Origin of the sequence: Rhodococcus sp. 14-2470-1b, assembly GCF_002259415.1 — a bacterium.
Taxonomy (GTDB): Bacteria; Actinomycetota; Actinomycetes; order Mycobacteriales; family Mycobacteriaceae; genus Rhodococcoides.
On record NZ_NPFY01000035.1, the window covers coordinates 217,719 to 240,834 of the forward strand.

The 23,116-nt window shown below is 64.6% G+C and carries 26 protein-coding genes and 6 tRNA genes; 15 read left to right on the forward strand and 17 right to left on the reverse strand.

Features of this window, described 5'->3' with window-relative positions; translation table 11 throughout:
• Positions 1-21 precede the first annotated feature (21 nt).
• The 7 genes from yajC to CH293_RS24205 all read right to left on the reverse strand — a co-directional run bounded on the left by yajC (position 22) and on the right by CH293_RS24205 (position 5,296).
• Complete coding sequence (gene yajC, locus CH293_RS24175) at positions 22-438, reverse strand: preprotein translocase subunit YajC (protein WP_037113099.1); 417 nt, start codon at positions 436-438, stop codon at positions 22-24.
• 150 nt (positions 439-588) lie between these two features.
• Complete coding sequence (ruvB, locus tag CH293_RS24180; RefSeq protein WP_037113098.1) at positions 589-1,665, reverse strand: Holliday junction branch migration DNA helicase RuvB; 1,077 nt, start codon at positions 1,663-1,665, stop codon at positions 589-591.
• Positions 1,662-2,270, reverse strand: a complete 609-nt coding sequence (ruvA, locus tag CH293_RS24185) for a Holliday junction branch migration protein RuvA (RefSeq protein ID WP_037113097.1) — start codon at positions 2,268-2,270, stop codon at positions 1,662-1,664. Before ruvA ends, ruvB begins: the two co-directional genes overlap by 4 nt.
• Positions 2,267-2,896 carry a crossover junction endodeoxyribonuclease RuvC gene (ruvC, locus tag CH293_RS24190; RefSeq protein WP_037113096.1) on the reverse strand — a complete coding sequence of 210 codons (630 nt, stop codon included), beginning with the start codon at positions 2,894-2,896 and terminating at the stop codon, positions 2,267-2,269. Before ruvC ends, ruvA begins: the two co-directional genes overlap by 4 nt.
• 92 nt (positions 2,897-2,988) lie before the next feature.
• Positions 2,989-3,744 (reverse strand): YebC/PmpR family DNA-binding transcriptional regulator, encoded by a 756-nt coding sequence (locus CH293_RS24195; RefSeq protein WP_019663995.1) that lies wholly within the window; start codon positions 3,742-3,744, stop codon positions 2,989-2,991.
• Positions 3,745-3,845: 101 nt separating this feature from the next.
• Positions 3,846-4,448, reverse strand: coding sequence for a pyridoxal 5'-phosphate synthase glutaminase subunit PdxT (pdxT, locus tag CH293_RS24200; RefSeq protein ID WP_037113095.1), 603 nt, complete (start codon positions 4,446-4,448; stop codon positions 3,846-3,848).
• A complete protein-coding gene (locus CH293_RS24205) occupies positions 4,445-5,296 on the reverse strand; it encodes an acyl-CoA thioesterase II (RefSeq protein WP_094721705.1) in 852 nt (283 codons plus the stop codon). Before CH293_RS24205 ends, pdxT begins: the two co-directional genes overlap by 4 nt.
• A 121-nt stretch (positions 5,297-5,417) precedes the next feature.
• Here CH293_RS24205 and CH293_RS24210 point away from each other — a divergent pair, with 121 nt between their 5' ends.
• Positions 5,418-5,984 (forward strand): hypothetical protein, encoded by a 567-nt coding sequence (locus CH293_RS24210; protein WP_094721744.1) that lies wholly within the window; start codon positions 5,418-5,420, stop codon positions 5,982-5,984.
• Positions 5,985-5,988: 4 nt separating this feature from the next.
• Here the strand turns inward: CH293_RS24210 and pdxS are convergent, their stop codons facing one another.
• The 9 genes from pdxS to CH293_RS24255 form a co-directional block, all read right to left on the reverse strand.
• A complete protein-coding gene (gene pdxS, locus CH293_RS24215; protein WP_052059556.1) occupies positions 5,989-6,936 on the reverse strand; it encodes a pyridoxal 5'-phosphate synthase lyase subunit PdxS in 948 nt (315 codons plus the stop codon).
• Positions 6,937-7,053: 117 nt separating this feature from the next.
• The gene (locus tag CH293_RS24220; protein ID WP_094721706.1) at positions 7,054-8,079 is read right to left on the reverse strand and encodes an NUDIX hydrolase; all 1,026 of its coding nucleotides are present in this window, start codon (positions 8,077-8,079) and stop codon (positions 7,054-7,056) included.
• On the reverse strand, positions 8,079-9,203 hold the full coding sequence (locus CH293_RS24225) for a glycosyltransferase family 4 protein (RefSeq protein ID WP_094721707.1): 1,125 nt from the start codon (positions 9,201-9,203) through the stop codon (positions 8,079-8,081). The genes CH293_RS24220 and CH293_RS24225 overlap by 1 nt, the downstream gene beginning before the upstream one ends.
• Positions 9,200-10,105, reverse strand: coding sequence for a phosphatidylinositol mannoside acyltransferase (locus CH293_RS24230; RefSeq protein ID WP_094721708.1), 906 nt, complete (start codon positions 10,103-10,105; stop codon positions 9,200-9,202). The genes CH293_RS24225 and CH293_RS24230 overlap by 4 nt, the downstream gene beginning before the upstream one ends.
• The gene (gene pgsA, locus CH293_RS24235) at positions 10,102-10,788 is read right to left on the reverse strand and encodes a phosphatidylinositol phosphate synthase (RefSeq protein ID WP_094721709.1); all 687 of its coding nucleotides are present in this window, start codon (positions 10,786-10,788) and stop codon (positions 10,102-10,104) included. The genes CH293_RS24230 and pgsA overlap by 4 nt, the downstream gene beginning before the upstream one ends.
• A gap of 25 nt (positions 10,789-10,813) precedes the next feature.
• Positions 10,814-11,356: an HIT domain-containing protein gene (locus CH293_RS24240; RefSeq protein ID WP_037113086.1), complete on the reverse strand. Its 543-nt coding sequence runs from the start codon at positions 11,354-11,356 to the stop codon at positions 10,814-10,816.
• 2 nt (positions 11,357-11,358) lie between these two features.
• Positions 11,359-13,419, reverse strand: a complete 2,061-nt coding sequence (gene thrS, locus CH293_RS24245; protein ID WP_037113085.1) for a threonine--tRNA ligase — start codon at positions 13,417-13,419, stop codon at positions 11,359-11,361.
• A gap of 153 nt (positions 13,420-13,572) precedes the next feature.
• On the reverse strand, positions 13,573-13,965 hold the full coding sequence (locus tag CH293_RS24250; protein WP_176460110.1) for a TIGR02611 family protein: 393 nt from the start codon (positions 13,963-13,965) through the stop codon (positions 13,573-13,575).
• A 129-nt stretch (positions 13,966-14,094) separates the two neighbouring features.
• Positions 14,095-14,166 (reverse strand) — tRNA-Val (locus CH293_RS24255).
• Between the two features lie 254 nt (positions 14,167-14,420).
• Between CH293_RS24255 and CH293_RS24260 the strand changes: the two genes are divergently transcribed.
• The 9 genes from CH293_RS24260 (at position 14,421) to CH293_RS24300 (ending at position 16,906) form a co-directional block, all read left to right on the forward strand.
• Positions 14,421-14,492 (forward strand) — tRNA-Gly (locus CH293_RS24260).
• Positions 14,493-14,576: 84 nt separating this feature from the next.
• Positions 14,577-14,647, forward strand: a tRNA-Cys gene (locus CH293_RS24265).
• A gap of 40 nt (positions 14,648-14,687) precedes the next feature.
• Positions 14,688-14,762, forward strand: a tRNA-Val gene (locus CH293_RS24270).
• A gap of 107 nt (positions 14,763-14,869) precedes the next feature.
• Positions 14,870-14,941, forward strand: a tRNA-Gly gene (locus CH293_RS24275).
• A 21-nt stretch (positions 14,942-14,962) separates the two neighbouring features.
• Positions 14,963-15,037, forward strand: a tRNA-Val gene (locus CH293_RS24280).
• Positions 15,038-15,160: 123 nt separating this feature from the next.
• Positions 15,161-15,397 (forward strand): hypothetical protein, encoded by a 237-nt coding sequence (locus CH293_RS24285; RefSeq protein WP_037113082.1) that lies wholly within the window; start codon positions 15,161-15,163, stop codon positions 15,395-15,397.
• Positions 15,390-16,046 carry an alpha/beta family hydrolase gene (locus CH293_RS24290; RefSeq protein ID WP_094721711.1) on the forward strand — a complete coding sequence of 219 codons (657 nt, stop codon included), beginning with the start codon at positions 15,390-15,392 and terminating at the stop codon, positions 16,044-16,046. The genes CH293_RS24285 and CH293_RS24290 overlap by 8 nt, the downstream gene beginning before the upstream one ends.
• A gap of 60 nt (positions 16,047-16,106) precedes the next feature.
• Positions 16,107-16,379, forward strand: a complete 273-nt coding sequence (locus tag CH293_RS24295) for a hypothetical protein (RefSeq protein ID WP_037113079.1) — start codon at positions 16,107-16,109, stop codon at positions 16,377-16,379.
• Positions 16,376-16,906 carry a GNAT family N-acetyltransferase gene (locus tag CH293_RS24300; RefSeq protein ID WP_037113077.1) on the forward strand — a complete coding sequence of 177 codons (531 nt, stop codon included), beginning with the start codon at positions 16,376-16,378 and terminating at the stop codon, positions 16,904-16,906. Before CH293_RS24295 ends, CH293_RS24300 begins: the two co-directional genes overlap by 4 nt.
• Before the next feature lie 2 nt (positions 16,907-16,908).
• Here the strand turns inward: CH293_RS24300 and zapE are convergent, their stop codons facing one another.
• Positions 16,909-17,925 carry a cell division protein ZapE gene (gene zapE / locus CH293_RS24305; protein ID WP_037113075.1) on the reverse strand — a complete coding sequence of 339 codons (1,017 nt, stop codon included), beginning with the start codon at positions 17,923-17,925 and terminating at the stop codon, positions 16,909-16,911.
• 34 nt (positions 17,926-17,959) lie between these two features.
• Between zapE and CH293_RS24310 the strand changes: the two genes are divergently transcribed.
• From CH293_RS24310 to CH293_RS24330, 5 genes are all read left to right on the forward strand, one after another.
• A complete protein-coding gene (locus CH293_RS24310; RefSeq protein WP_094721712.1) occupies positions 17,960-18,751 on the forward strand; it encodes a pyrimidine reductase family protein in 792 nt (263 codons plus the stop codon).
• A gap of 57 nt (positions 18,752-18,808) precedes the next feature.
• A complete protein-coding gene (locus CH293_RS24315; protein ID WP_094721713.1) occupies positions 18,809-20,374 on the forward strand; it encodes an alpha/beta hydrolase in 1,566 nt (521 codons plus the stop codon).
• 101 nt (positions 20,375-20,475) lie between these two features.
• The gene (locus CH293_RS24320; protein ID WP_037113071.1) at positions 20,476-21,726 is read left to right on the forward strand and encodes a glycosyltransferase family 87 protein; all 1,251 of its coding nucleotides are present in this window, start codon (positions 20,476-20,478) and stop codon (positions 21,724-21,726) included.
• 15 nt (positions 21,727-21,741) lie between these two features.
• Positions 21,742-22,179, forward strand: coding sequence for a peptide-methionine (R)-S-oxide reductase MsrB (msrB, locus tag CH293_RS24325; protein WP_037113069.1), 438 nt, complete (start codon positions 21,742-21,744; stop codon positions 22,177-22,179).
• 101 nt (positions 22,180-22,280) lie between these two features.
• Complete coding sequence (locus tag CH293_RS24330) at positions 22,281-23,093, forward strand: polysaccharide pyruvyl transferase family protein (protein ID WP_176460102.1); 813 nt, start codon at positions 22,281-22,283, stop codon at positions 23,091-23,093.
• Positions 23,094-23,116 lie beyond the last annotated feature (23 nt).

Consider the following 23,116-nt stretch of genomic DNA (forward strand, 5'->3'; position numbering starts at 1 on the left):
GCGGCTGCGATCATCGCGAAGTCACTCCTTGTCGAGGCGACGCGTGCTCTGTTCCACGGTTTCGTCGGCGGAGGGCTGCGACGAGACGGTCTTGTCGAGCGACGGACCTGCGCCCTCCACACCGGACAGGTCGTCGGGTGCGGTGATCGCGTCGCCTGGATGATTGTCGAACTCGTCGTCGGTCTCCGGTGGGAGAACCTCACGGACGACTGCCCGCGACCAAGTGGTGATGATGCCGTCGGCGATCTCGAGGTCGACGGTGTCTTCTTCCACCAATGCGACGCGGGCGTAGAGGCCTGCGGTCGTCACGACCTCGTCACCGACCTTCAGCGAGTCCTGCAGAGCCTGGGTGTCGGCGAGGACCTTCTTCTGCTTGCGCACGTTGAGGAACATCGGTACGAGCAGCGCCACGATCAGCAGCGGAAATAGCAGTTCCATCTTCTACGTCAGTCCTAAGAGGTGTCGTTGTTCTTGTCGTGTCGGCGTCCGACAGAGAGTTCGTCGCTCACCGTCGAAGTGCCGTGCGTCGGGTCCAGTGTGCCATTACCTCACCGCCGACTTGTCCGGCTCCTGAGCTTTGCCGCGCAATTATTCGAATAATCCCTGCTGAGCTTCGTTCGTCCGGACGGAAATGCCGCCGATGGCGAGGTCCGGCGGCGGTACGAGACCGAGATGCTGCCACGCTGCGGCGGTCGCGACCCGTCCCCGGGGAGTCCGTGCGACCATGCCCGCGCGGACCAGGAACGGTTCGCAGACCTCTTCGACCGTCGACGGTTCCTCGCCGACGGCGACTGCGAGTGTCGACACCCCGACGGGCCCGCCGCCGAAACTCCTGATCAGTGCGCTGAGAACTGCACGGTCCAGCCTGTCGAGACCCAACTGGTCGACGTCGTACACGACGAGTGCTTCCTGCGCCGTCTGTTTGGTCACGGTGCCGTCCCCGCGCACCTCGGCGTAGTCACGCACACGGCGAAGCAGACGGTTGGCGATACGAGGGGTGCCGCGCGAGCGTCCGGCGATCTCGGCGCATCCTGCCGCGTCGATCGGTACGCCGAGGATGCCTGCCGAGCGCACGAGTATCCGCTGAAGTTCCTCGGGTTCGTAGAAATCCATGTGCGCGACGAAACCGAAGCGATCCCGCAGCGGTCCGGTCAGAGCGCCCGATCGGGTGGTGGCTCCGACCAGTGTGAACGGCGCGACTTCGAGTGGAATCGAGGTTGCGCCCGGCCCCTTGCCCACCACAACGTCGACTCGAAAGTCCTCCATGGCGAGGTACAGCATTTCCTCCGCCGGGCGCGCGATGCGGTGGATCTCGTCGATGAACAGAACGTCGCCCTCGACGAGGTTGCTGAGCATGGCGGCGAGATCACCTGCCCGTTCGAGCGCAGGCCCCGACGTCAGCCGCAGCGACGTACCCAGTTCCTGGGCGATGATCATCGCCATCGATGTCTTGCCGAGTCCGGGTGGGCCCGACATCAGGATGTGATCGGGTGTGCCGCCACGAAGCTTCGCACCGGTCAGGACGAGTTGGAGTTGCTCGCGCACTCGCGGCTGACCGATGAAGTCCGTCAGCGATTTCGGACGCAGACTGGTCTCGACGTCGACGTCGTCCGCGGTGACCTCGGCAGTCACCTGCGACTCCTCGAGGTCGGCGTCGTCGGTCATCTCGTCTTACCCAGGTACGCGAGCGCGGAGCGTAGAGCAGCCGACGTCGACGCATCGGGCTGAGCGGCCAGCACAGATGTTGTCGCGTCCTCGGCTTGTTTGACCGCGAACCCGAGTCCGGTGAGGGCTTCGACGATTTGGTCGTGCACTGCGCCGCCGCTCGCGCCTGCGGTCGGCGTCGCGGACGCTCCCCCTCCACCGACGATGGCGTCGACCTTGTCCCGCAGTTCGACGACCATCCGCTCGGCACCGCGTTTTCCGATTCCGGGTACACGCGTCAACGCGGTGACGTTGCCGTCCGCCAACGCGGTCCGCAATGCCGCCGGATCGAGCACGGCGAGGGTGGCCATCGCGATACGAGGCCCGACACCGGACACCGTCAGCAACAGTACGAACAGGTCCCGTGACTCGGTGTCCGAGAACCCGTAGAGGGTCATCGAGTCCTCGCGGACGATCATGGTCGTCAGCAGTCTCGACTCGGCTCCCCGAGTCAACGACGCAAGTGTCGAGGGTGTCGCGTTGACTCGATAGCCGACCCCGGACGCTTCGAGGACTGCGTGGTCGAGCGCGATGTCCAGTACTTCCCCGCGGATGGATGCGATCATCCGACGCCCGCCTCTCCGACAGCCCGAGCCGCTACGGCTCGGGCGCTCTTCTTCGCCGCGGCTGCCCGTGCTCTACGCTCCTCGGCCAGCCGTACCTCGTACTTGCGCCGCTGTTCCTTGGCCATCGCCTCGGCCTTCGCCATCCTCGCGATCATCGGCGCGCGCCAGCAGTGACAGATACCCAGAGCGAGAGCATCGGCCGCGTCGGCGGGAGTAGGGGCGGTCTGCAGTCCGAGAATCCGCATGACCATGGCTGTGACCTGCGCTTTGTCCGCACTACCGTTGCCGGTGACCGCGGCTTTCACCTCGCTGGGAGTGTGGAAGCAGACGTCGATACCTCGGCGGGCTGCGGCAAGCGCGATCACTCCCCCGGCTTGCGCCGTGCCCATCGCGGTGCGCACGTTGTGTTGCGCGAACACGCGCTCGACGGCGACGACGTCAGGCTTGTGAGTATCGAGCCAGTACTCCGCGGCCTCGGAGATTCGGAGCAACCGCTGCGCCAGATCCATGTCCGCCGGAGTACGCACGACATCGACGTCCAATGCGATGACACTGCGCCCCGAACCGCCCTCGATCAAACTCAACCCGCACCGGGTCAAGCCTGGGTCGACGCCCATCACTCGCACGTGTTCACCTTCCGCTTACGAACTGTTGTTCGATAGCGTAGCGGAGGGCAGGCCGAGCGGGCGTGTGCGACACCCGACCGGCCTCCGACGGGTCAGTCCTCGTCGAGTTGCGCGAGAACCTCGTCGGACAGTTCGACGTTGGAGTAGACGTTCTGAACGTCGTCGCTGTCCTCGAGCGCGTCGATCAACTTGAACACCTTGCGTGCGCCGTCGACGTCGACGGGAACGCTGACCGACGCCTGGAAGCTGGCCTCGGCCGAGTCGTAGTCGATCCCGGCCTCCTGCAGCGCCGTCCGGACCGCGACAAGATCGGTTGGCTCACTGACGATCTCGAAGGTGTCACCGTTGTCGGTGACTTCCTCGGCTCCGGCGTCGAGAACCGCCATCAGAACGTCGTCCTCGGACTGACCGTTCTTCTCCAACGTCACCAGACCCTTGCGCGAGAACAGGTACGACACCGATCCTGGGTCCGCCATGTTGCCGCCGTTGCGGGTCATCGCCACTCGGACCTCACCCGCAGCGCGGTTACGGTTGTCGGTGAGGCACTCGATGAGCACCGCCACACCGTTGGGTCCGTAGCCCTCGTACATGATGGTCTGCCAGTCTGCGCCGCCGGCTTCTTCGCCCGCGCCACGCTTGCGCGCACGCTCGATGTTGTCGTTGGGAACCGACGTCTTCTTCGCCTTCTGAATAGCGTCGAACAGCGTTGGATTACCCGTGGGATCGCCACCACCGGTGCGGGCCGCCACCTCGATGTTCTTGATGAGTTTGGCGAACGACTTGCCACGCTTGGCGTCGATCACCGCCTTCTTGTGCTTGGTGGTGGCCCATTTGGAGTGGCCGCTCATGCGATGGAGCCCCTTTCGTACTTACAACAAGTGTTCGTAGTTTACGCGTGCTTCAGCCGCACCGATTCCGTACACGTCGATGGACCTGCCGACGTCGCGGCTCAGAGCTCGCGCACGAGGTCGACGAAGAGGCCGTGCACGCGGCGGTCCCCGGTGACCTCGGGATGAAAGCTGGTTGCCATGACCCGGCCCTGACGCACTGCGACGACGCGCCCCGCCGCAGGGCCGTCGGGAACCGTGGCGAGGACCTCGACACCGTCGCCGACGCGTTCCACCCACGGCGCTCGGATGAACACGGCCCGCATGAGGTCACCCTCGAGTCCGGCGAACTCGAGATCGGTTTCGAAGGAGTCGACCTGACGACCGAAGGCATTGCGCCGCACGGTGATGTCGAGGGCATCCAGATGCTGGGCGTCCTCTCTGGTATCGAGAACTTCGCTCGCCAACATGATCATGCCCGCACACGATCCGTATGCGGGCAGCCCGTCACGCAGCCGGGCACGCAGCGGTTCGAGCAGTTCGAAGACCGTCAGAAGCCTGCTCATCGTCGTCGATTCACCGCCAGGAACGACGAGTCCGTCGACGGCACCCAGTTCCGCCGGCCGCCGAACCGCGACTGCATCGGCGCCGCTGGCACTCAGAGCAGCGAGGTGTTCTCGGACATCACCCTGCAACGCGAGGACGCCGATCCTGGGCCCGCTCACCTGGGCTTGAACGAATCAGTAGCCGATTTCGACTGGTCACGCTCGAAGCGCATCAAGCCCTCCTGCACGACGGCAGCGACCATGCGCCCCTGCCGGTCGAAGATTCGACCCTGGGCCAGAGCCCGCCCGAAGTCGGCGGACGGCGACGTCTGGTCGTAGAGAAGCCACTCGTCGGCACGAAACGGGCGCAGGAACCACAACGCGTGATCGAGTGACGCCGTCTGAGTCGCCACCCCCGGGTGCGGAACTTTCGCCGAACCGATCAGGGTCATGTCGGACATGTACGCGAGCGCGCATACGTGGAACACCTGGTTGTCCGGCAGACGGTCGCGGTAACGGAACCACACCCGCTGCTGGGCAGCGAGGCTCGCGTATTTCTCGGTCTGCTCGTCCGGGACTCTGCGGATATCCCATTCCTTCCACTCCTCGTAGAACGAATTGTCGAACTCCGGGAGTGTGCGCGGGTCCGGCAGGGTCTCCGGATCTACGACGCGGGGCATGGTGTCCTGGTGCGAGATGCCGTCGTCGTCGACATGGAACGACGCGGACATGGTGAAGATCGCCTTGCCGTCCTGAATTCCGGTGACGCGGCGGGTACAGAAGGACCTGCCGTCACGGATTCGATCGACCATGTAGACGGTCGGCTCCGTGGGCTTGCCGGGGCGGATGAAGTAGCCGTGCAACGAGTGCACGCGGTAGTCCTCGCCGACCGTGTTCACGGCCGACACCAGAGCCTGCCCGGCGACCTGCCCGCCGAACGTCCGCTGCAACATGCTCGGGAAGGTTCGACCACGGAAGATGTCGTTCTCGATACGTTCCAATTCGAGAATGTCCTCGATACTGGCCATTGTTCACCTCTCGTCGCTGCTGGTGAAGGCTAACAAGCGCGGAGACAGGCAAGATGAACCGGTGCCGAACCGCGACCTGCCGACGCCTGTGCCGATTTTTCCGGAACTACTCGCCCAGGCAGTGGCCGACCGAATTCCGAACGGCTGCCGCGCAATCGGTGTCATCGACGGCGTGGACGCCGCTCGTCCGGTCGAATTCGCCCTGTCGGTCCGTGACCTCGTCGGCGCGTCCGGACGGCATTGTGACGTAATCGATCTCCACGATTACGTGCGGCCTGCCTCACTGAGGTTCGAGTACTCTCGGACCGACGAATCGACCTACCGCACAGCCTGGTTCGACTTCGCTGCAGTGGAGCGGGAGATCGTCGCACCGATGCGCGCCGGAGGCCGAGGGACATTCCTCCCTCGGCTCTGGGACGAGTCGGCCGATCGGTCCGCGAGAGCGAGCCTCGTCGACGCGGCTCCCGATCATGTTCTGCTGATCGCCGGTCCGATGACCCTCGGCCGGATTCCCGATGTCGCGGTGACGGTGCACCTGAAGATCAGCGAAGCCACCATGCGGCGTCGGACCCCGGAGGCCGACGCGTGGACTGTTGCGCCGCTGCTCGAGTTCTACGCCGGTGCACCGACCGCGGACGTGGTGGTCCGCTGGGATCACCCGAACCGGCCCGCGATACTCCAGGCCTGAGACGTCACCAGCCGCGTTCGGCCAAACGGTGAGCAACCGGAAGATCGTCGACGTTGATTCCCACCATGGCCTCACCCAGCCCACGCGAGACCTTGGCGAGGACGTCGGGATCGTCGTGGAAGGTCGTTGCCTTGACGATCGCCTCGGCGCGCTCCTTGGGGTTGCCGGACTTGAAGATTCCGGATCCGACGAAGACGCCCTCGGCGCCGAGCTGCATCATCATCGCAGCGTCCGCCGGAGTCGCGATGCCGCCGGCCGTGAACAGTGTCACGGGCAGCTTGCCGGCACGAGCAACTTCGACAACGAGGTCGTAGGGCGCCTGAAGCTCCTTCGCGGCGACATACAGCTCATCCTCGGGCAACGACGTCAACCGGCGAATCTCGTCGCGGATCTTGCGCATGTGCGTGGTCGCGTTGGACACGTCGCCTGTTCCGGCCTCGCCCTTGGACCGGATCATCGCCGCGCCTTCGGTGATTCGACGCAGCGCTTCGCCGAGGTTGGTCGCGCCACAGACGAACGGGACCGTGAAGTTCCACTTGTCGATGTGGTTCGCGTAGTCCGCCGGGGTCAGCACCTCCGATTCGTCGACGTAGTCGACGCCGAGACTCTGCAGGATCTGCGCTTCGACGAAGTGCCCGATCCTTGCCTTCGCCATGACGGGAATGGACACGGCGGCGATGATGCTGTCGATCATGTCCGGATCGCTCATCCGCGACACACCACCCTGCGCGCGGATGTCCGCGGGAACGCGTTCGAGTGCCATGACCGCCACGGCGCCTGCATCCTCGGCGATCTTGGCCTGATCGGCGGTCACCACGTCCATGATGACGCCGCCCTTGAGCATTTCGGCCATGCCGCGCTTGACGCGTGCTGTCCCCCGGCCGTTGTCTTCGACGTCTGATGCCGGAACGATGGGCGTACTCAAAGGACTCTCCTGCAGCTGTGGGAACACGGGACGGCCTCGGTCGAGGCGTGCCCGACAGTAGACCGAACTGGCTTTCGTTCCCATAGCCAGTGGAGAATTGCTGGACCCCTGTCGGAGCGTTTCGTCCTGCTGTGTCCGACGGCCTCAGCGGATGGCGCGTACGTCCGGTTCCGTTCTGCGCGCGAGCACGATGTTGACCTCGTCGAGCAGTTCGGCGAGATCCTGCGGATACACCGTTTCACCGGTCGCCGCGAGTGACCTGATGTCGTCCTCGGTGCACCACTTGTGGCCCGTCACCGTTCGCCGTTCGAAGTCGGTGAATCCCGAATGTTCGGGCTCGAACTCCTGAGTCCTCAGCGCGAAGAACAGCTCCTCGGACCGCAGGAGCACTCCGTTGAACGGGAACGTCGCGACACGCCGCCACATCGGCCCCTTCAGCTCGGTCGATGCGACACCCAGTCCGGTCTCCTCCCGTACCTCGCGAACCGCGGCCTCCCGAAGATTCTCGCCGGGCTCGACCGCGCCGCCGATGGTGAACCAGAAGTAGACGTCGGGAACCGTCGGGTCGTGGCCACGCAGCAGCAGTACCCGTCCCCGTTCGTCGACGAGAACGACTCTCGCCGACGTGCGCTGCACCGCTCGACCCTCGGACCCGAAGGTATCGGCAGCAGACCGCTCGGCGATTTCGAAGTATGTCGGCAGAGGCGCGGTTCCGCCCAGGTGCAGCGCACGAACAGCCGCAGTCGTGCGCAGCGCCAACGTGTCTCGCACCGCGTCGTTGTGGAACCTACGTGCGATCAAGACCCGCGCCTCGGCGTCGGCTAGCTCGGCCACCAGCTGCGGGGGCAGATCGTCGGGGTCGAGCGTGGCCAACGCCACCGACACCGCGTTCTCGGCCGCCTCCCGATGTGCGCGGTCGGCCCGTTCGGCGGCGTCGGCGAGTGCCGCCAGTCGCCGGCTGTGCTCCAACTGTGCTCTGGTCGCCGACGCCACGGCTCTGGCCACCACCGCACGACGCGCCAGGGCGGAATCGAGTGACTGCCACGACAGGTCGGATCGTACGTGCAGCCGATCGAGCCGATTGGCCGTCGCATACGCCCACAGCCCGACCACGAGGACCAAGACCGCGACGAGGCCGACGATCAGAATCGTCAACGCGGACAGTGTCATCAGCTCGCCGCTCGCACTTTCTGACCCCCGACTGTCACCGTCTCGTACACCCGCATGATCTGCTCCGCCACGACGGGCCAATCGTATTCGGCGACAGCACGAGTCGCCGCCTGCACGACTCTGTCCCTGATGTCGTCCGAGGACAGCACCGAGTCGACAGCGTCTGCCAACGCGACATCGTCGTCGATCGGCACCAGCAGACCGGCGGTACCGTCGCGAAGAACCCGCCGGAACGCGTCGAGCTCGCTGGCCACGACCGCGGTCCCCGACGCCATCGCCTCGACGAGCACGATCCCGAAGCTCTCGCCGCCGAGGTTCGGGGCGCAGTACACGTCGGCGCTCCGCATCGCCGACGCCTTCTCCTCGTCGTCGACCTGCCCGAGAAACCGGATGTGCGACGCCGCCGCGCCCGCTTCTTTTCGTAGTCTGTCCTCGTCTCCGCGTCCCACGACGAGCACTTCCACGTCGGGGTGCCGCTCGACCAGTGTCGGGAGTGCGCGCATCAGGACCGCCATCCCCTTGCGGGGTTCGTCGAAGCGGCCCAGGAACAGTACTGTACCTCCGGCTCGGGGGTATCCGGGAAGCAGCGGTGCGCGGCGAAACGCGGGGACGTCGACGCCGTTGGGGATTTCGACGGCGTCGCTGCCGAGCGCTTCGACCTGCCACCTGCGAGCGAGTTCGGATACCGCGATCCGTCCGCTGATCTTTTCGTGGTACGGCCGCAGAACACCTTGAAAGGTACTGAGCACCAACGACTTCGTGGTGGAGGTGTGGAACGTTGCAACTATCGGGCCGTCGGCGGCCTTGAGTGCCAGCATCGACAGGCTCGGGGCATTCGGCTCGTGGATGTGCAGGACGTCGAAGTCGTTCTCGGCGATCCATTTTCGGATACGAGAGTACGTGACCGGCCCGAATCGAAGCCGCGCCACCGAACCGTTGTACGGAATGGCAAGGGCTTCACCGGCGGAGACGACGAAGTCGGGTAGTTCGGTGTCCTCGGACGCCGGTGCGAGGACGCTCACTCGGTGACCGCGTTCGATGAACACCTCGGCGAGTTGCTGCACGTGTGCCTGAACGCCACCCGGCACGTCGAAGGAGTACGGACAGACCATCCCGATCTTCACGTGCCCTCGATCCGTGCTCGCCTGGAATCGGACAGGTCGTCCATCCACAGAGGTTGGAGCATGTGCCAGTCAGCGGGGTACGTCGCGATGTTGTCCGCGAAGCGGTCGGCGAGCTTCTGGGTGGCGGTCTCGACTCCCTCGCCCACGTCGATGCGCGGTGAGATGGAGAAGCCCCAGGCATCTCCGTCGAAGTAGCAGTGGACCGGCAGCAAGTGCGCACCTGTGTCGATTGCGAGGCGGGCAGGTCCCGCTGCCATTCGTGTCGGTTCTCCGAAGAACGTGACGGGCACACCGTGCCTCGCCAGATCGCGTTCGCTCAGCAGGCAGACGACCTTGTTCTGCCGCAGACGGTCGGACAGGGCTGCGAACGGTGGCACCTCTCCTCCGCTGAGCGGGAAGATCTCGAAACCGAGGCTCTCCCGGTAGGCGACGAACCGCTGGTAGAGCGACTCGGGTTTCAACCGTTCCGCGACGGTCGCGAAGGTGCCGTGGGTTCGAGCCAGCCATACTCCTGCCATGTCCCAGTTCCCGCTGTGCGGTAGCGCGAGAACGGCACCTCGACCGTCGTTGAGCGCGGCGTTCAGGTGCTCCTGGCCGTGAATACTGGAATCGAGCGAGGCCGCCAACGCGTCCAGGTCCATCGACGGAAGTCGGAACGCCTCTCGCCAGTATCGGGCGTACGAGCGCAGCGACGCTCGGATAAGTTCGTCGGGCACCTGATCCGCTGTCGTTCCCAGCACGCGCGCCAGGTTTCGACGTAATTGGACCGGGCCGCCACCTCGCCGAGCCGCAACATCCGCTCCCGCGTCGAACAGCTTGGTCGCCAGTCCGGCCGGGAGCGATCGCACGAGCCGCCAGCCCGCGGCGTACCCTGCGTCGCCGACGCGCTCGCCGAGCGTCACGGCGTATCGGTCTTCGTGTCGCCGTCGGGCGTGGGCGAGGATTCCTTGCTGATGATGTCGCGGGCGCCCTCGGAGCGGCGCACGGCGAGTACCCGTTGAAACACGGTGACCGCACTGAGCACTGCGAGAACCCACATCGCCGGATAGATGAGGCTGTCGAGCCAGGGGACGTCGTAGTGACGACCGATCCCCGTCAGTCCGGCGCCGACGAGAACGATGACCAAGCGGTCGGGCCGTTCGATCCATCCACCGTCGGCCGACAGACCACTCGCTTCCGCTCGCGCCTTCGCATAGGAGATGACCTGCGATGTCACCAGGCACACGAGCGTGGCGATCAGCAGAAGCTTGTCTTGCTCGCTGTAGACCGCCCACCAGGCCAGGCCGGCGAAAATCGCGCCGTCCGCGACACGGTCACACGTCGCGTCGAGTACCGCGCCGTACTTCGTTCCTCCCCCGCGTGCGCGCGCCATCGCACCGTCGAGCATGTCGAACAGCACGAACAGCGTGATCACCATCGTGCCCCAGAAGAGGTACCCGGCCGGGAACATCGTCACTGCCGCAGCCACTGTCACGACGGTGCCGATCAGCGTAACCGAATTGGGAGTCAGCCCGGTGGCGTTGAGCGCTCGCCCGAGCGGTGCCGTCACCTTGGACATCGGAGTCCTACCCAGAATGCTCAGCACCGCGAACCCCCCTTTCGACGTGTGTTCATTCGGCCCAGGCCGACGCCAACAGCGCGCGCGTGTCACGCAGCAGCTGCGGCATGACCTTCGCTCCGCCGACGACCGTGATGAAATTTGCGTCGCCGCCCCATCGGGGAACGATGTGCTGGTGCAGATGTTCCGCAAGCGATCCCCCGGCCGCCGCACCCAGGTTGAGGCCGACGTTGAAACCGTGCGGGTTCGACACGCGTTTGATCGTTTTGATGACGTGCTGAGTGAAGGACATGAGCTCGGCGCTCTCGGCAGGCGTCAGGTCCTCCAACGCAGCGACGCGTCGATACGGAACGACCATCGTGTGGCCCGGGTTGTACGGGTACAGATTGAGCACCGCGTACACCTGCTCGCCTCGCGCGACCACGAGACCGTCCTCGTCGGTCATCTTCGGGATGTCCGAGAACGGCTCGCTCGACTTGCTCGTCGCACCGGGAGCTTCGGTGATGTACGACATGCGGTGCGGCGTCCACAGACGTTGGAGTCGGTCGGGGTCACCGAAGCCGGTGTCAACGATCGCCGCGTCCTTGTCGGGCATGGTCAGCTCACTCCTGAGGTCTCGGCGACGAGGGTTGCGGTGGGAGATGCATTGTTGCGTGAGCTGATCCAGTCCGCGATCAACTCGACAGCACGGTCGGTAGAGACTCCGTTGACCTGAGTGCCGTCGCGGAACCGGAAGCTGACTGCTCCGGCTTCGACGTCACGTTCGCCGGCGAGGAGCATGAACGGCACCTTCTGTGCGGTCTGGTTGAAGATCTTCTTCTGCATACGGTCGTCCGACGCATCGACCTCGGCCCGGATTCCGCGCTTCTTCAGTTCGGCCACCACGGCGAACAGATGATCCTGATGCACCTCTGCCACCGGGATACCGACGACCTGAACTGGGGACAGCCACGCCGGGAACGCACCCGCGTAGTGCTCGGTGAGTACACCGAAGAACCGCTCGATCGAGCCGAACAATGCTCGGTGAATCATCACCGGGCGTTCCTTGCTTCCCCCGGTTGCGGTGTACTCGAGCTCGAAGCGTTCGGGCAGGTTGAAATCGAGCTGGATGGTGGACATCTGCCATGTCCTACCCAGCGCATCCTTGGCCTGAACCGAGATCTTCGGGCCGTAGAACGCCGCGCCACCCGGATCGGGAACCAGATCGAGACCGGAAGCGGCTGCCACCTCGGCGAGCGTGTTGGTCGCTTCCTCCCACGCTTCGTCGCTGCCGACCGACTTGTCCGGGTTGCGGGTGGACAGCTCGAGATAGAAGTCGTCGAGGCCGTAGTCCTTCAGCAGACCGAGCACGAATTCGAGCGTCGTGGTCAATTCGTCGCGCATCTGCGCACGGGTACAGAAGATGTGGGCGTCGTCCTGGGTCAGTCCTCGAACGCGGGTGAGTCCGTGGATCACTCCGGACTTCTCGTAGCGGTACACGGTCCCGAACTCGAACAAGCGCAGGGGAAGCTCCCGATACGAGCGCCCCCGCGACCGGAAGATCAGGTTGTGCATCGGGCAGTTCATCGGCTTGAGGTAGTAGTCCTGGCCGGGTTTGCGCACAGCACCGTTCTCGTCGAGCTCGGCGTCGAGATGCATGGCCGGGAACATCCCGTCGCGATACCAGTCCAGGTGACCGGACACCTCGTACAGATGCCCCTTGGTGATGTGCGGGGTGTTGACGAAGTCGTACCCCTCTTCGATGTGCCGCTGCCGGGAGTAGTTCTCCAGCTCGTTCCTGATGATTCCGCCCTTGGGGTGGAACACCGGGAGCCCGGATCCCAGCTCGTCCGGGAAGCTGAAGAGGTCGAGCTCCGACCCGAGCTTGCGGTGGTCGCGGCGCTCCGCCTCGGCCAGCAGCTCCAGGTGGCGCTCGAGAGCTTCGGACGATTCCCACGCCGTTCCGTAGATGCGCTGCAGTCCAGCGTTGTCCTGATTGCCGCGCCAGTAGGCCGCGGAACTGCGGGTCAGTTTGAACGCGGGGATGTACTTGGTGGTCGGAATGTGGGGGCCGCGGCACAGGTCGCCCCAGATTCGATCTCCCGTCCGCGGATTCAGATTGTCGTACGCGGTCAGCTCGCCGCCACCGACCTCCATGATCTCGGGATCGTCTATACCGGACTTGTCGTTGACCAATTCCAGCTTGTAGGGCTCGTTCGCCAGTTCCTCGCGGGCCTGTTCGATCGAGTCGTAGACGCGACGCGAGAATCGCTGACCGGCCTTCACGATCTGCTTCATCTTCTTCTCGAGAGCGGTCAGGTCCTCAGGAGTGAACGGCTGCTCGACATCGAAGTCGTAGTAGAAGCCGTCCTTGATGAACGGGCCGATGCCCAGCTTCGCACTGGGAAACAGGTCCTGGACCGCCTGCGCCAGCACGTGCGCGGCGGAATGCCTGATGACACTGCGGCCGTCCTCGGTGTTCGCGGCTACCGGCTCGACCTCGGCATCACCGTCGGGAGCCCAGGACAGATCGCGAAGTTTGCCGTCGGCGTCACGCACGACGACGATCGCGTCAGGTCCCTTGTTGGGCAAGCCCGTGTCCCGAAGTGCCGTTCCGGCAGTCGTTCCGGCCGGCACCATGATGCGGGCGGGCGAGACGGCGGTTACGGGCGTGGTCACGGCGATGTACTCCTTGGTCGATCCTCGCAGGGAAGATCCCGGCAAAAGTGGATACTGGCGGTCGGTGAGACCGAGGACAGCCTATCGGCTGTCGGGTGCACGTTCGCCGTCACATCGCGGACGCGTCGTCACAGTCGAATCGTGGACGGATCGTCACAGTGGACTGGACAACCAGCTCCAGTCGAGACCGAACCATCCGCCGACGAGCGAAAACGTGCCGAGCAACCACAGCGTCACCAGCACGAAGGCCGTCGTGAGCAGAACCCCGAGCCCTTTGACGAACACGGACTGGTGCGAGAACCACTCCATGAAACGGTCGTAGTGCTTGCGCGCGAACTTCAGGAGTCGGTGCGCCCAGGTGAATTCCGACGCGAGAATGCCGAGGCCCGCGAAGACGATCAGCCACCCGGGGCCCGGATACGGAATCGCCAGGATTCCCAACCCCAAGACGATCAGGCCGACCACGCCGACAGTGATCCGGTACGCGAGATCGAGAGTGGGATTGGCTCTGATCTTGGCGCGGAACTGGCGTCGCCGTTCCGACACCCGGTCGAATACGCCGTCGTCGTGGGTTGTTTCGGCGCGATCGTCTGCAGTCACCGCATCAGGTTACCGGCGTGAAACGGCGAAAGCCCCACGCTGGACGCGTGGGGCTTTCGCCGTGACCGAATTCTGTGGTCCCGGCTGGGATCGAACCAGCGACCTTCCGCGTGTGAAGCGGACGCTCTTCCACTGAGCCACGGGACCGTCTTCGTTCGATCGCGATGCACGCCTCTCGAACGAGGCAGAACATTAACATGTGTCTCGCAGGTTCCCCGAATCGCCCTGTTCGTCGAGCGTTCCGCGCACACCCTTCCCCTGTTTCGACGCTCGCACCCGACCCGCTCGTGACGCCACTCGGGCAGCCGACAGTGGCACTGACGAGGCGATTTGTGAGTTCGCCAGAAGTTGGTCTAGTGTTTTCACCGCACCACGGAGACGGTAACGGTTCCGCGGGGCATGCGGATGTGGCGCAGTGGTAGCGCATCACCTTGCCAAGGTGAGGGTCGCGGGTTCGAATCCCGTCATCCGCTCGAGGCTGGAACAATCTCAGGGCCGAACCGGCATGATTCGATGTCGATTCGGATCAAGGGCAATCGAGAGAACGCCTGGCCCATGGTGGAGTGGCCGAGTGGTGAGGCAACGGCCTGCAAAGCCGTGCACACGGGTTCGATTCCCGTCTCCACCTCGCATCGTGTTGGAGGCAACTGCCTTCGATGCAAGTACCTGCGCGATTAGCTCAGCGGGAGAGCGCTTCCCTGACACGGAAGAGGTCACTGGTTCAATCCCAGTATCGCGCACCACGCGAAGAACCCCGGTCTTGTGCCGGGGTTCTTTTCGTCCGACGAAATGTCGGGTGTTTCACCGCATCACCCGCAGAATTGTGCGAAATTCGGCGCGTGATGCACATGCGGATGTGGCGCAGTGGTAGCGCATCACCTTGCCAAGGTGAGGGTCGCGGGTTCGAATCCCGTCATCCGCTCGTTTGTTTCGATGTTCGCTTGCGCGATTAGCTCAGCGGGAGAGCGCTTCCCTGACACGGAAGAGGTCACTGGTTCAATCCCAGTATCGCGCACCATCCGAGAATGCCCTTCAGCCTCGAGCTGAGGGGCATTTTTCGTAGTCGGTGGCGCCGGGGGTGGTGATTCACGTCATACACGTGCACTCTGGAGGGACATCCCCGACCGGAAGGAAGCCACCGATGGCCGACCGTACGAACGAGGCAGACACCGGCGCCGAAGGTGTCGCAACGACCGCGGACCCGAGCACGGAGGAGAAGGCGAAGTCCGACGCGGCGGAGATCGACGCCCAGTACGAACCCGGAGCACGGCCGACAGTCACGCTGCCCGGAACGGACGGCATGGTATCCGGGACGGCATTCGCCGACATGGTCGACGACGACGGCGGCCTGAAGGAGGACTCGACACCGGATGCCTGAGGCGCCCACCGACACGTACGAAGTACTCGGTGTCGACGGAGTGCGTGGGTATCTTCATCGCGCCGACGGGCCCGAGGTGGCTGCACTCGCACTGACACACGGGGCCGGTAGTGACTGCACGGCCAAGTTTCTCGTCGACGTCGCCACCGCGTGGTCCGCGCACGGGGTGACCGTTCTACGGTTCGATCTCGCGTTCCGTCAGGCGAAGCCGTCCGGCCCCCCGCATCCGTCGAAGTCCGCGGCCGATCGGGAAAGTGTGGCGCGCGCAGTCGATCACCTCGGCAGCGTCACCGCGGCGCCTCTCGTGGTGGGAGGGCACTCCTATGGAGGCCGCCAGGCATCGATGACGGTGTCTGAGGGACTCTCGGCCGTCGGTGCGCTGCTGTTGTCCTATCCCCTGCATCCGCCGGGAAAACCCGAGAAGGCACGTACTGCGCACCTGCCTGGGATACACATTCCCACCGTGTTCGTCTCAGGCACGAAGGATCCATTCGGCACACCCGACGAGCTGAGGCAGGCTATCGCGACGATTCCCGCCCCGACGGAATTTCTCGAGATCGACGGTGCAGGCCACGATCTGTCCGCGGCCAAGCACCGCGTCGCAGAGCGATCGTTCGAGCACGCGTCACGTTTGCTCGGGATCGTCTGACATTCGCCCACCGGCGAGTCCCCGTGCGGCACGAAACTGCTCGAATGTTCTACTTGTCTCATGCCCACCTGGGGATGGTTCGTCGTTGCCCTCGTCCTGATCGACGCGGCAGTTCTGGCTGCGTGGCTGCTGGCTCGAAAGCGACCGGGCACGCGCACGGAATCGACGGCATCCTCGGCGCCACTCGCGTCGACGGCGGTCCTGTGGGCCGACATCGAACCGACCCTTCGAACGCTCAAACACGAGGGGAACTCGCTCGCAGCGATCAAACTTCTGCGGTCCCGCACCGGGCTGCCGCTGCGTGAAGCCAAAGAGGCGGTGGATCGACTGTGACCGTGACCGTGGGCCGAGCCGGAATCTGGGAGGCCGAACAACTTGCCGACGTCGCGGCTGTGACGTTTCCTCTGGCGTGTCCACCCGGGTCGACCAAGGAGTCGATCGAGGCCTTCGTCGGCGAGGTGCTCTCGCACGAACGGTTCGCCGACTACCTGGACGACCCGGATCGAACGATTCTCGCTGCGCGCGAGAACGACTCGATCGTCGGGTACGCCATGCTGATCCGCGGCGAGCCGGCCGACCCGTCGATCTCCGCGGTCCTGTCGACTTCGCCGACGATGGAACTGTCCAAGATGTACGTCCTACCGGGTCATCACGGGAGTGAGGTCTCGGCGGCACTGATGGCGGCGACAGTGCAACTGGCGATCGAGTTCGGCTGCGCCGGAATCTGGTTGGGCGTGAACCAGCAGAACGCCCGAGCTCAGCGGTACTACGCCAAGCACGGGTTCCACCGTGTCGGTACCAAGACGTTCACCGTCGGCGCCGAGGTGCACGACGATTTCGTGTTCGAACGAGTTCTCTGACGTCAGCCGACGGCTGCGAAACGAGACAGCGCGAGCAAGCGCGAGGTGGCACGCAGGTACTTCTTGCGATACCCGCCTGCCAACATCTCTTCGGTGAATATCTCGTCGAGCTTTCCGCCGGACGCTGTCACCGGGATGCTCGCGTCGTACAGGCGGTCGGCCAACACGACAAGCCGGAGTGCCACCGCCTGATCGGCAGCGGGGTGCACGTTCTTCCAGAACACCGCCTCGACGCCGTCGAGCAACTTGCCGTACCGCGACGGGTGCAACGTGCTCAGATGAGCGAGCAGCTCGTCGAAATCGTCGAGGGTTGCGCCCTCGACCTGGTTCGCGCGCTCGACCAGTTCGGACTCCGAGGTGGGATCGGGAGCAGGCGGAAGATCGCGGTGCCGGTAGTCGGGACCGTCGACACGAATCGACTCGAAGATCGACCCGAGCTTCTTGATCTCGCGCATGAAGTCCTCGGCAGCGAATCGGCCCTCGCCGAGCTGACCGGGCAGAGTGTTCGACGTCGCGACGATGGACACTCCACGCGCGGAGAGCTCCGACAGCAGACGGGACACCAGCATGGTGTCACCCGGGTCGTCGAGTTCGAACTCGTCGATGCACAGGACACTGTGGTTCGACAGCTGATCGAGTGCCTGGTTGAAGCCGAGCGCCCCGACCACATGCGTCAGCTCCACGAACGTTCCGAACGCCTTGGGCTCGGGCACGCTGTGGAAGATCGACGCCAACAGGTGGGTCTTGCCGACGCCGAACCCGCCGTCCAGGTACAGACCCGCACCGGTTGCCGGGGTCTTCTTGCCGAACAGGCCGCGCTTGCCACCCTTCCCGCGGATCTTGGTGACCTTCTGCGCGAACGCCTCGGCCTTCGCGACCGCCTCGGCCTGGCTGGGCTCGTTCGGATCGGGAATGTACGACGAGAAGCTGACGTCGTCGAACATGGCCGGCGGAACCATTTGAGCGATCAACTGATCGGATGGAACGACGGGGTTTCGATCGACAAGACGTGCAGGCATTGAACGAGCGTAGCGACGTGGTGTTATCTACCTTATGCAGCTACTGGATATTGCGACCTACTTCACATCCGAGAGCGATGTGTCACGCGTTGCGAAGGGTCGGCTGGACGAGGCCGACCTGTCGCGCCTGTACGCCTATCCCCCTCGACCCAGGCGCCCGTGGATTCGGGCGAACTTCGTGGCCAGCATCGACGGAGCAGTGACGGCCGACGGAGTGTCCGCCGGTCTCGGGACCCCCGCCGACCAGGCAGTCTTCGCCGTCCTACGGTCCCTGACCGACGCGGTCCTCGTCGGCGCCGGAACCGTTCGCGCCGAGAACTACGGCGGTGTCTCTCTGCCCGACGAGACCCGCCAGGCGCGCGTCGACCGCGGGTTGGACGAACTCCCCCCGGTCGTGGTCGTGACGGCCTCCGCCGAACTCGACCCCGACGCGCGAGTGTTCACCGACACCACCGTCGCGCCGATCGTCGTGACCACGGCAACCGCGTCCGCCGACAACAAGAAGGTGTTGTCCGACGCCGGAGCCAGGATCGTCGAGGCGGGTGAGACTACCGTGACGACCGTCGACCTGATCGGCGCGCTGGACGGCCTCGGTCTTCACCGCGTGCTGTGCGAGGGCGGCCCGGGACTGTTCGGCCAGCTGATCGCCGACGACGCCGTGGACGACGTCTGCCTCACGGTGTCGCCGCTTCTCGTGGCGGGGTCTGCCGGCAGGATCTCGCATTCCGCATCCGGCGCGGTCCGGCGCATGACGAGGGCGCATGTCGTCGCCGACGACGACGGCACGCTGCTGACCAGGTGGGTCAAGCACCGAACCGAACACTGACCGCCCGGTCGGATGGGTCGCCGACCGCCTGGTGCGGGAACTAGATAGCCTCGCAGCGTGACGCAGAATCGATCGTTGCTGGTGTTCGTCGTGTGCCTGTCGCTGTTCGCGGCCGCGTGCGGGGCCGGGCCGTCCGGTCGGCCCGACGTGGCGGTCGAGCAGAACTCACCGGGACAGCCCGCCGACACCGAATCGGCGGACCCCGCGCCGGAGCCTCCTGCACTGCAGGTTCCGGTGACGGATCTGTCCTGGCGTGACTGCACGTCGGACACCCTCGGCCGGTACGGCTACGCACCCCGTACTCCCGGCCTGATCCTCGAGTGCGCGGATTTCGAAGCGCCCGTCGACGCGTCGGGTGAGATGTTCGGGTCCTTCTCCGTCGGTGCACTGCGCGCCCGTCTGGATCGGACGCCTGCCGACGCTCCCCCGATGGTGCTGACGTCAGGGGCGGACCGCGCGTCGATCGAGACGCTTGCCGACATGGCAGCAGGTCAAGGCGCGACCCTTCTGGCGACCAATCCCGTGGTCGCGGTAGACCGACGCGGTATCGGCCGATCCACGGCGGTGGACTGCACCAAGTTCGACGCCCGCGCAGCTCTTGCGGACCTCGGGCAGTTCGCCGGAGGGGGCAGTGACGCGGTCGATCGAGCCGTCGACGCAGGCCGGGACGCGACCATCGAATGCACCGACCTCCTGCAACCACAGGAACTGGCCTTCGCGACGTCGTATGCAGCGGACGACCTGGAGCGACTGCGGCTCACCTGGGGCGTCGACAGCATCGGACTCATCGGCACCGGAAACGGTGCACCGACGGCACTGGCGTTCGCTGCGCAGTACCCCGACCGCCTCTCCCGACTCGTACTCGACTCGCCCACCGGACTCGGCGCGGATCAGATGACCGTGGCCGAGCAGAAGACGCAGGGTCGCGAATCTGCCTTCACCGCCTTCGCCGAGCGATGCATCGCGCTCGACTGTTCACTCGGCCCCGATCCACGAGCGGCCGTTGCCGACCTGGTGCAGCGTGCACGATCGGGAGGGCTGAGGCCGCTGTCCACCCACGCGCTGCTCGACGGAATCGCCTACGCCCTGGCATCGTCGGCAGGCGACCCGACGCAGCGCGCGCTCACACTGTCGAACACGCTGTCCTCGGCACGTGCCGGTGACACCGCAGCCCTGACCGAGTTGGCCGATCGAGCCGCCGACGCCTACGGCACGGACGGACAGTTCGTCGCCCGCTGCACCGACGGACAGCAGTGGCCGTCGCCCCAGGCGGTGCGTGACGCCACCGGATCGTGGTCCGAGCTGTATCCCGTCTTCGGCACCGATGCTGCTCTGGCCTCACTGACGTGTGCATCCTGGCCGACGGCACCCGCAGCGCCGCTGCCCTCGGAACTACCGATTCCGGTGTTGTTTCTCAGCGGCGCCGCGGATCCCGTCGTCGGCAACGGCGGTTTCGCCGCAGTCTCCGGAATGATCGCGACGACGGGTACGCAGGCGGCGTCGATGACATGGCAGGGCGCGGGTCACCCCACGGTAGGTGGTTCGGCGTGTGCTCAGTCCGCGGTTGCCGGCTACGTCGCCGACGCAGCACTGCCGCCGGACGGCAGCGTGTGCCCTGCATGACACGCGTGGGCGGTCGAGGGCGGAAACAAGGTCCGGAGGGGTTGTCACGGCCGGGGTGTCTGACGTCGGTCCGACGGGGCGGTCAATGTACCGTTCCGTAGGTGTCACTTAGCTTCCTCGAGCCACGAACCGGCCGGTCCACCGCAGAAGTAGTCAAGTTCGCGCTGTGGCCGTTGGCCGTCATGACGGTGCTCAACCGGGTCCTGGTTCGAGCGATCAACGGCGACATCACCGACGACTTCACCCCGGTGTACCGCGCGGCTCTGGCGTTTCTCAACCGGCAGCCGGTCTACACGGCGAACTTCGATTCGGTGGATCCGCACTACCTGTACCCGCCCGGGGCCACGATGCTGCTCTCCCCCGTCGCCGTGATCGACCCGGAACGCTCTCGGTGGCTGTTCATCTTCGCCAGCACTCTCGCGATCCTGATTGCTCTGTACATTCTGCTGCGCATCTTCGGCTACGGTCTGAACTCCGTCGTTGCACCTGTGTTGCTCCTTGCCGCGTTCGCGAGCGAAACAGTGACGAACACACTGGTGTTCACCAATTTCAACGGCTTCGTGTTACTCGGCGAGGTCGCGTTCATCGGCTTCCTGTTGAAGCGAAAAGACCTGTGGGCAGGCGTCGCGATCGGCCTCACCATCGTGGTCAAGCCCATTCTCGTTCCGCTGCTGATCATTCCGCTCATGACCAGACAGTGGAAGGTGTTCGTCACCGCCGTCGCCATTCCCCTGATCTTCACCGCGATCGCATGGCCGCTGTCCGTCGACCCCATGGACTTCGTGAACCGCACCGTGCCGTACCTACTCGAATCCAGGGACTACTTCAACAGCGCCGTTGTCGGAAACGGGCGCTACTACGGACTGCCCGAGTTCTTGATTCTCGGAATCCGCGGTGTCCTCGGACTCATGGTTCTCGCCTCGTTGTGGATCCTCTACAAGTATTGCCGCGAGGACCGATTGTTCTTCGTCGCCACCACATCCGGCCTCGTCCTCACTGCACATTGGCTGCTGGGTTCGTTGGGCCAGATGTACTACTCGATGATGCTGTTCCCACTTCTCATGACGGTCGTCCTGAAGAACTCGGTGCTCCGGAACTGGCCGGCCTGGCTCGCCATCTACGGTTTCACCTGCTACGACCGCTGGCTGTCCGGCCGGTTCTACACCACGGGACGAGCCTTCGACTACATGCGCACCACCTTCGGATGGAGTCTGCTGATCATCGTCGTCTTCGGCGTGCTCGTCGGGCGCTACTACGCAGCTCGGCAGGACGGCCGACTCGACCGGGGAATCGAACCCGACTATCTACTGGACGACCCGCGACCAGCGGAGACGACGAAGTCCGGCGGATAGTATTAGCGTGAAGGCATGAGTTCAGCGACGGACAAGAATCCTGCCCCAGCAGTACAGCTCACCGACGCGCAGTGGCGAGAGAAACTCTCACCCGAGGAGTACGCGGTTCTACGGCAAGCCGGAACCGAGCGACCCTTCGTCGGCGAATACACCGACACGACCACCGAAGGCATTTACCAGTGCCGTGCCTGTGGCGCGGAACTGTTCCGCAGTACCGAGAAGTTCGAGTCCCACTGTGGCTGGCCTTCCTTCTTCGACCCGGCCGACAGCGACGCCGTTATCCTCAACGAGGACAATTCGCTCGGAATGCGCCGCATCGAAGTGATCTGCAAGAACTGCCACAGTCACCTCGGACACGTCTTCGAGGGCGAGGGCTACCCGACGCCCACCGATCAGCGTTACTGCATCAACTCCATATCGCTGATCTTCAACCCGGCGGTCGACGCACAGTAGTCGCACCGAAGTCGCGCCCCGGGTTCAGCTCGCGCCGCGTACCCACTGCAGCTTGCTTCATGTACCGCACGGTATTCAAAACTCTGCGGTATCTTTCTGCAATGACTGCGGCGATCAAGACTTTCTGGTGGCGTCAGCTCAAACTCACAGGCCTTCGCCCGAACTTCGGGGACGAGCTGACTCCGGGGCTGGTGAAGTCTCTCTTCGGTCGGAAGTGTGCGTGGAGGCGCCCGAAGTGCAGCGAGTTCACCGGCGCCGGTTCGACGCTCGAGATGGTTCAGCTCATGAACGCGCCGAAGACCCTGAAGGTATGGGGTTCCGGTTTCGGAGTGCGCGAGGGAACCACCGAGAGAAACTTCAGCAACCCTGGGTACGACATCTACGCCGTACGTGGGCAACTCACTCTGGGCCGTATCGACTCCGACCGCGACATCGCAGTCGGGGATCCAGGGCTTCTGACAAACAAGGTCTACCCGCCTTCGCAACGGGTGCACGGTCGAGTCGGCCTCGTCTATCACTGGATGCACAAGAGCGACACAGTGGTACAGACCCTCGCACGTGAGGGAAACATTCTGCTGATCGATCCGTCGAGGAAGCCGTCCAAGGTCGTCGCGGACATCACGTCGTGCGAGTTCGTGATGTCCACGAGTCTTCACGGACTCATCGTCGCGGACTCGTACGGTATCCCGAATGCGTGGATCGAGCTGACGCAGGAGATCGGCGGCAAGGGATACAAGTTCGAGGACTACTACTCCGCTTTCGGCGGACAGGCGGTTCAGCATTCATCGGACCTCGCGTGGGATGCAGATCGGATCGCGGCTCTCCGAGACGAGTATCGCCCGATTCCGAATCTCACGGAGATACAGGACAAACTCATCGCCGCGTTTCCGTACCCCGCGATCGACGCACGATGAAACGAACAACCGCGAAGTGCGGC

What these genes read in the sequence shown, in the direction of transcription:
- CH293_RS24205 (WP_094721705.1), bottom strand. Translation starts at nt 5,296, where the DNA reads ATGGCCAGTATCGAGGACATTCTCGAATTGGAACGTATCGAGAACGAC.
- yajC (WP_037113099.1), bottom strand. Translation starts at nt 438, where the DNA reads ATGGAACTGCTATTTCCGCTGCTGATCGTGGCGCTGCTCGTACCGATG.
- CH293_RS24310 (WP_094721712.1), top strand. Translation starts at nt 17,960, where the DNA reads ATGCAGCTACTGGATATTGCGACCTACTTCACATCCGAGAGCGATGTG.
- CH293_RS24220 (WP_094721706.1), bottom strand. Translation starts at nt 8,079, where the DNA reads ATGACACTGTCCGCGTTGACGATTCTGATCGTCGGCCTCGTCGCGGTC.
- CH293_RS24240 (WP_037113086.1), bottom strand. Translation starts at nt 11,356, where the DNA reads ATGCCCGACAAGGACGCGGCGATCGTTGACACCGGCTTCGGTGACCCC.
- ruvB (WP_037113098.1), bottom strand. Translation starts at nt 1,665, where the DNA reads ATGACCGACGACGCCGACCTCGAGGAGTCGCAGGTGACTGCCGAGGTC.
- CH293_RS24285 (WP_037113082.1), top strand. Translation starts at nt 15,161, where the DNA reads ATGGCCGACCGTACGAACGAGGCAGACACCGGCGCCGAAGGTGTCGCA.
- msrB (WP_037113069.1), top strand. Translation starts at nt 21,742, where the DNA reads ATGAGTTCAGCGACGGACAAGAATCCTGCCCCAGCAGTACAGCTCACC.
- CH293_RS24195 (WP_019663995.1), bottom strand. Translation starts at nt 3,744, where the DNA reads ATGAGCGGCCACTCCAAATGGGCCACCACCAAGCACAAGAAGGCGGTG.
- CH293_RS24330 (WP_176460102.1), top strand. Translation starts at nt 22,281, where the DNA reads ATGACTGCGGCGATCAAGACTTTCTGGTGGCGTCAGCTCAAACTCACA.
- CH293_RS24290 (WP_094721711.1), top strand. Translation starts at nt 15,390, where the DNA reads ATGCCTGAGGCGCCCACCGACACGTACGAAGTACTCGGTGTCGACGGA.
- CH293_RS24295 (WP_037113079.1), top strand. Translation starts at nt 16,107, where the DNA reads ATGCCCACCTGGGGATGGTTCGTCGTTGCCCTCGTCCTGATCGACGCG.
- ruvA (WP_037113097.1), bottom strand. Translation starts at nt 2,270, where the DNA reads ATGATCGCATCCATCCGCGGGGAAGTACTGGACATCGCGCTCGACCAC.
- zapE (WP_037113075.1), bottom strand. Translation starts at nt 17,925, where the DNA reads ATGCCTGCACGTCTTGTCGATCGAAACCCCGTCGTTCCATCCGATCAG.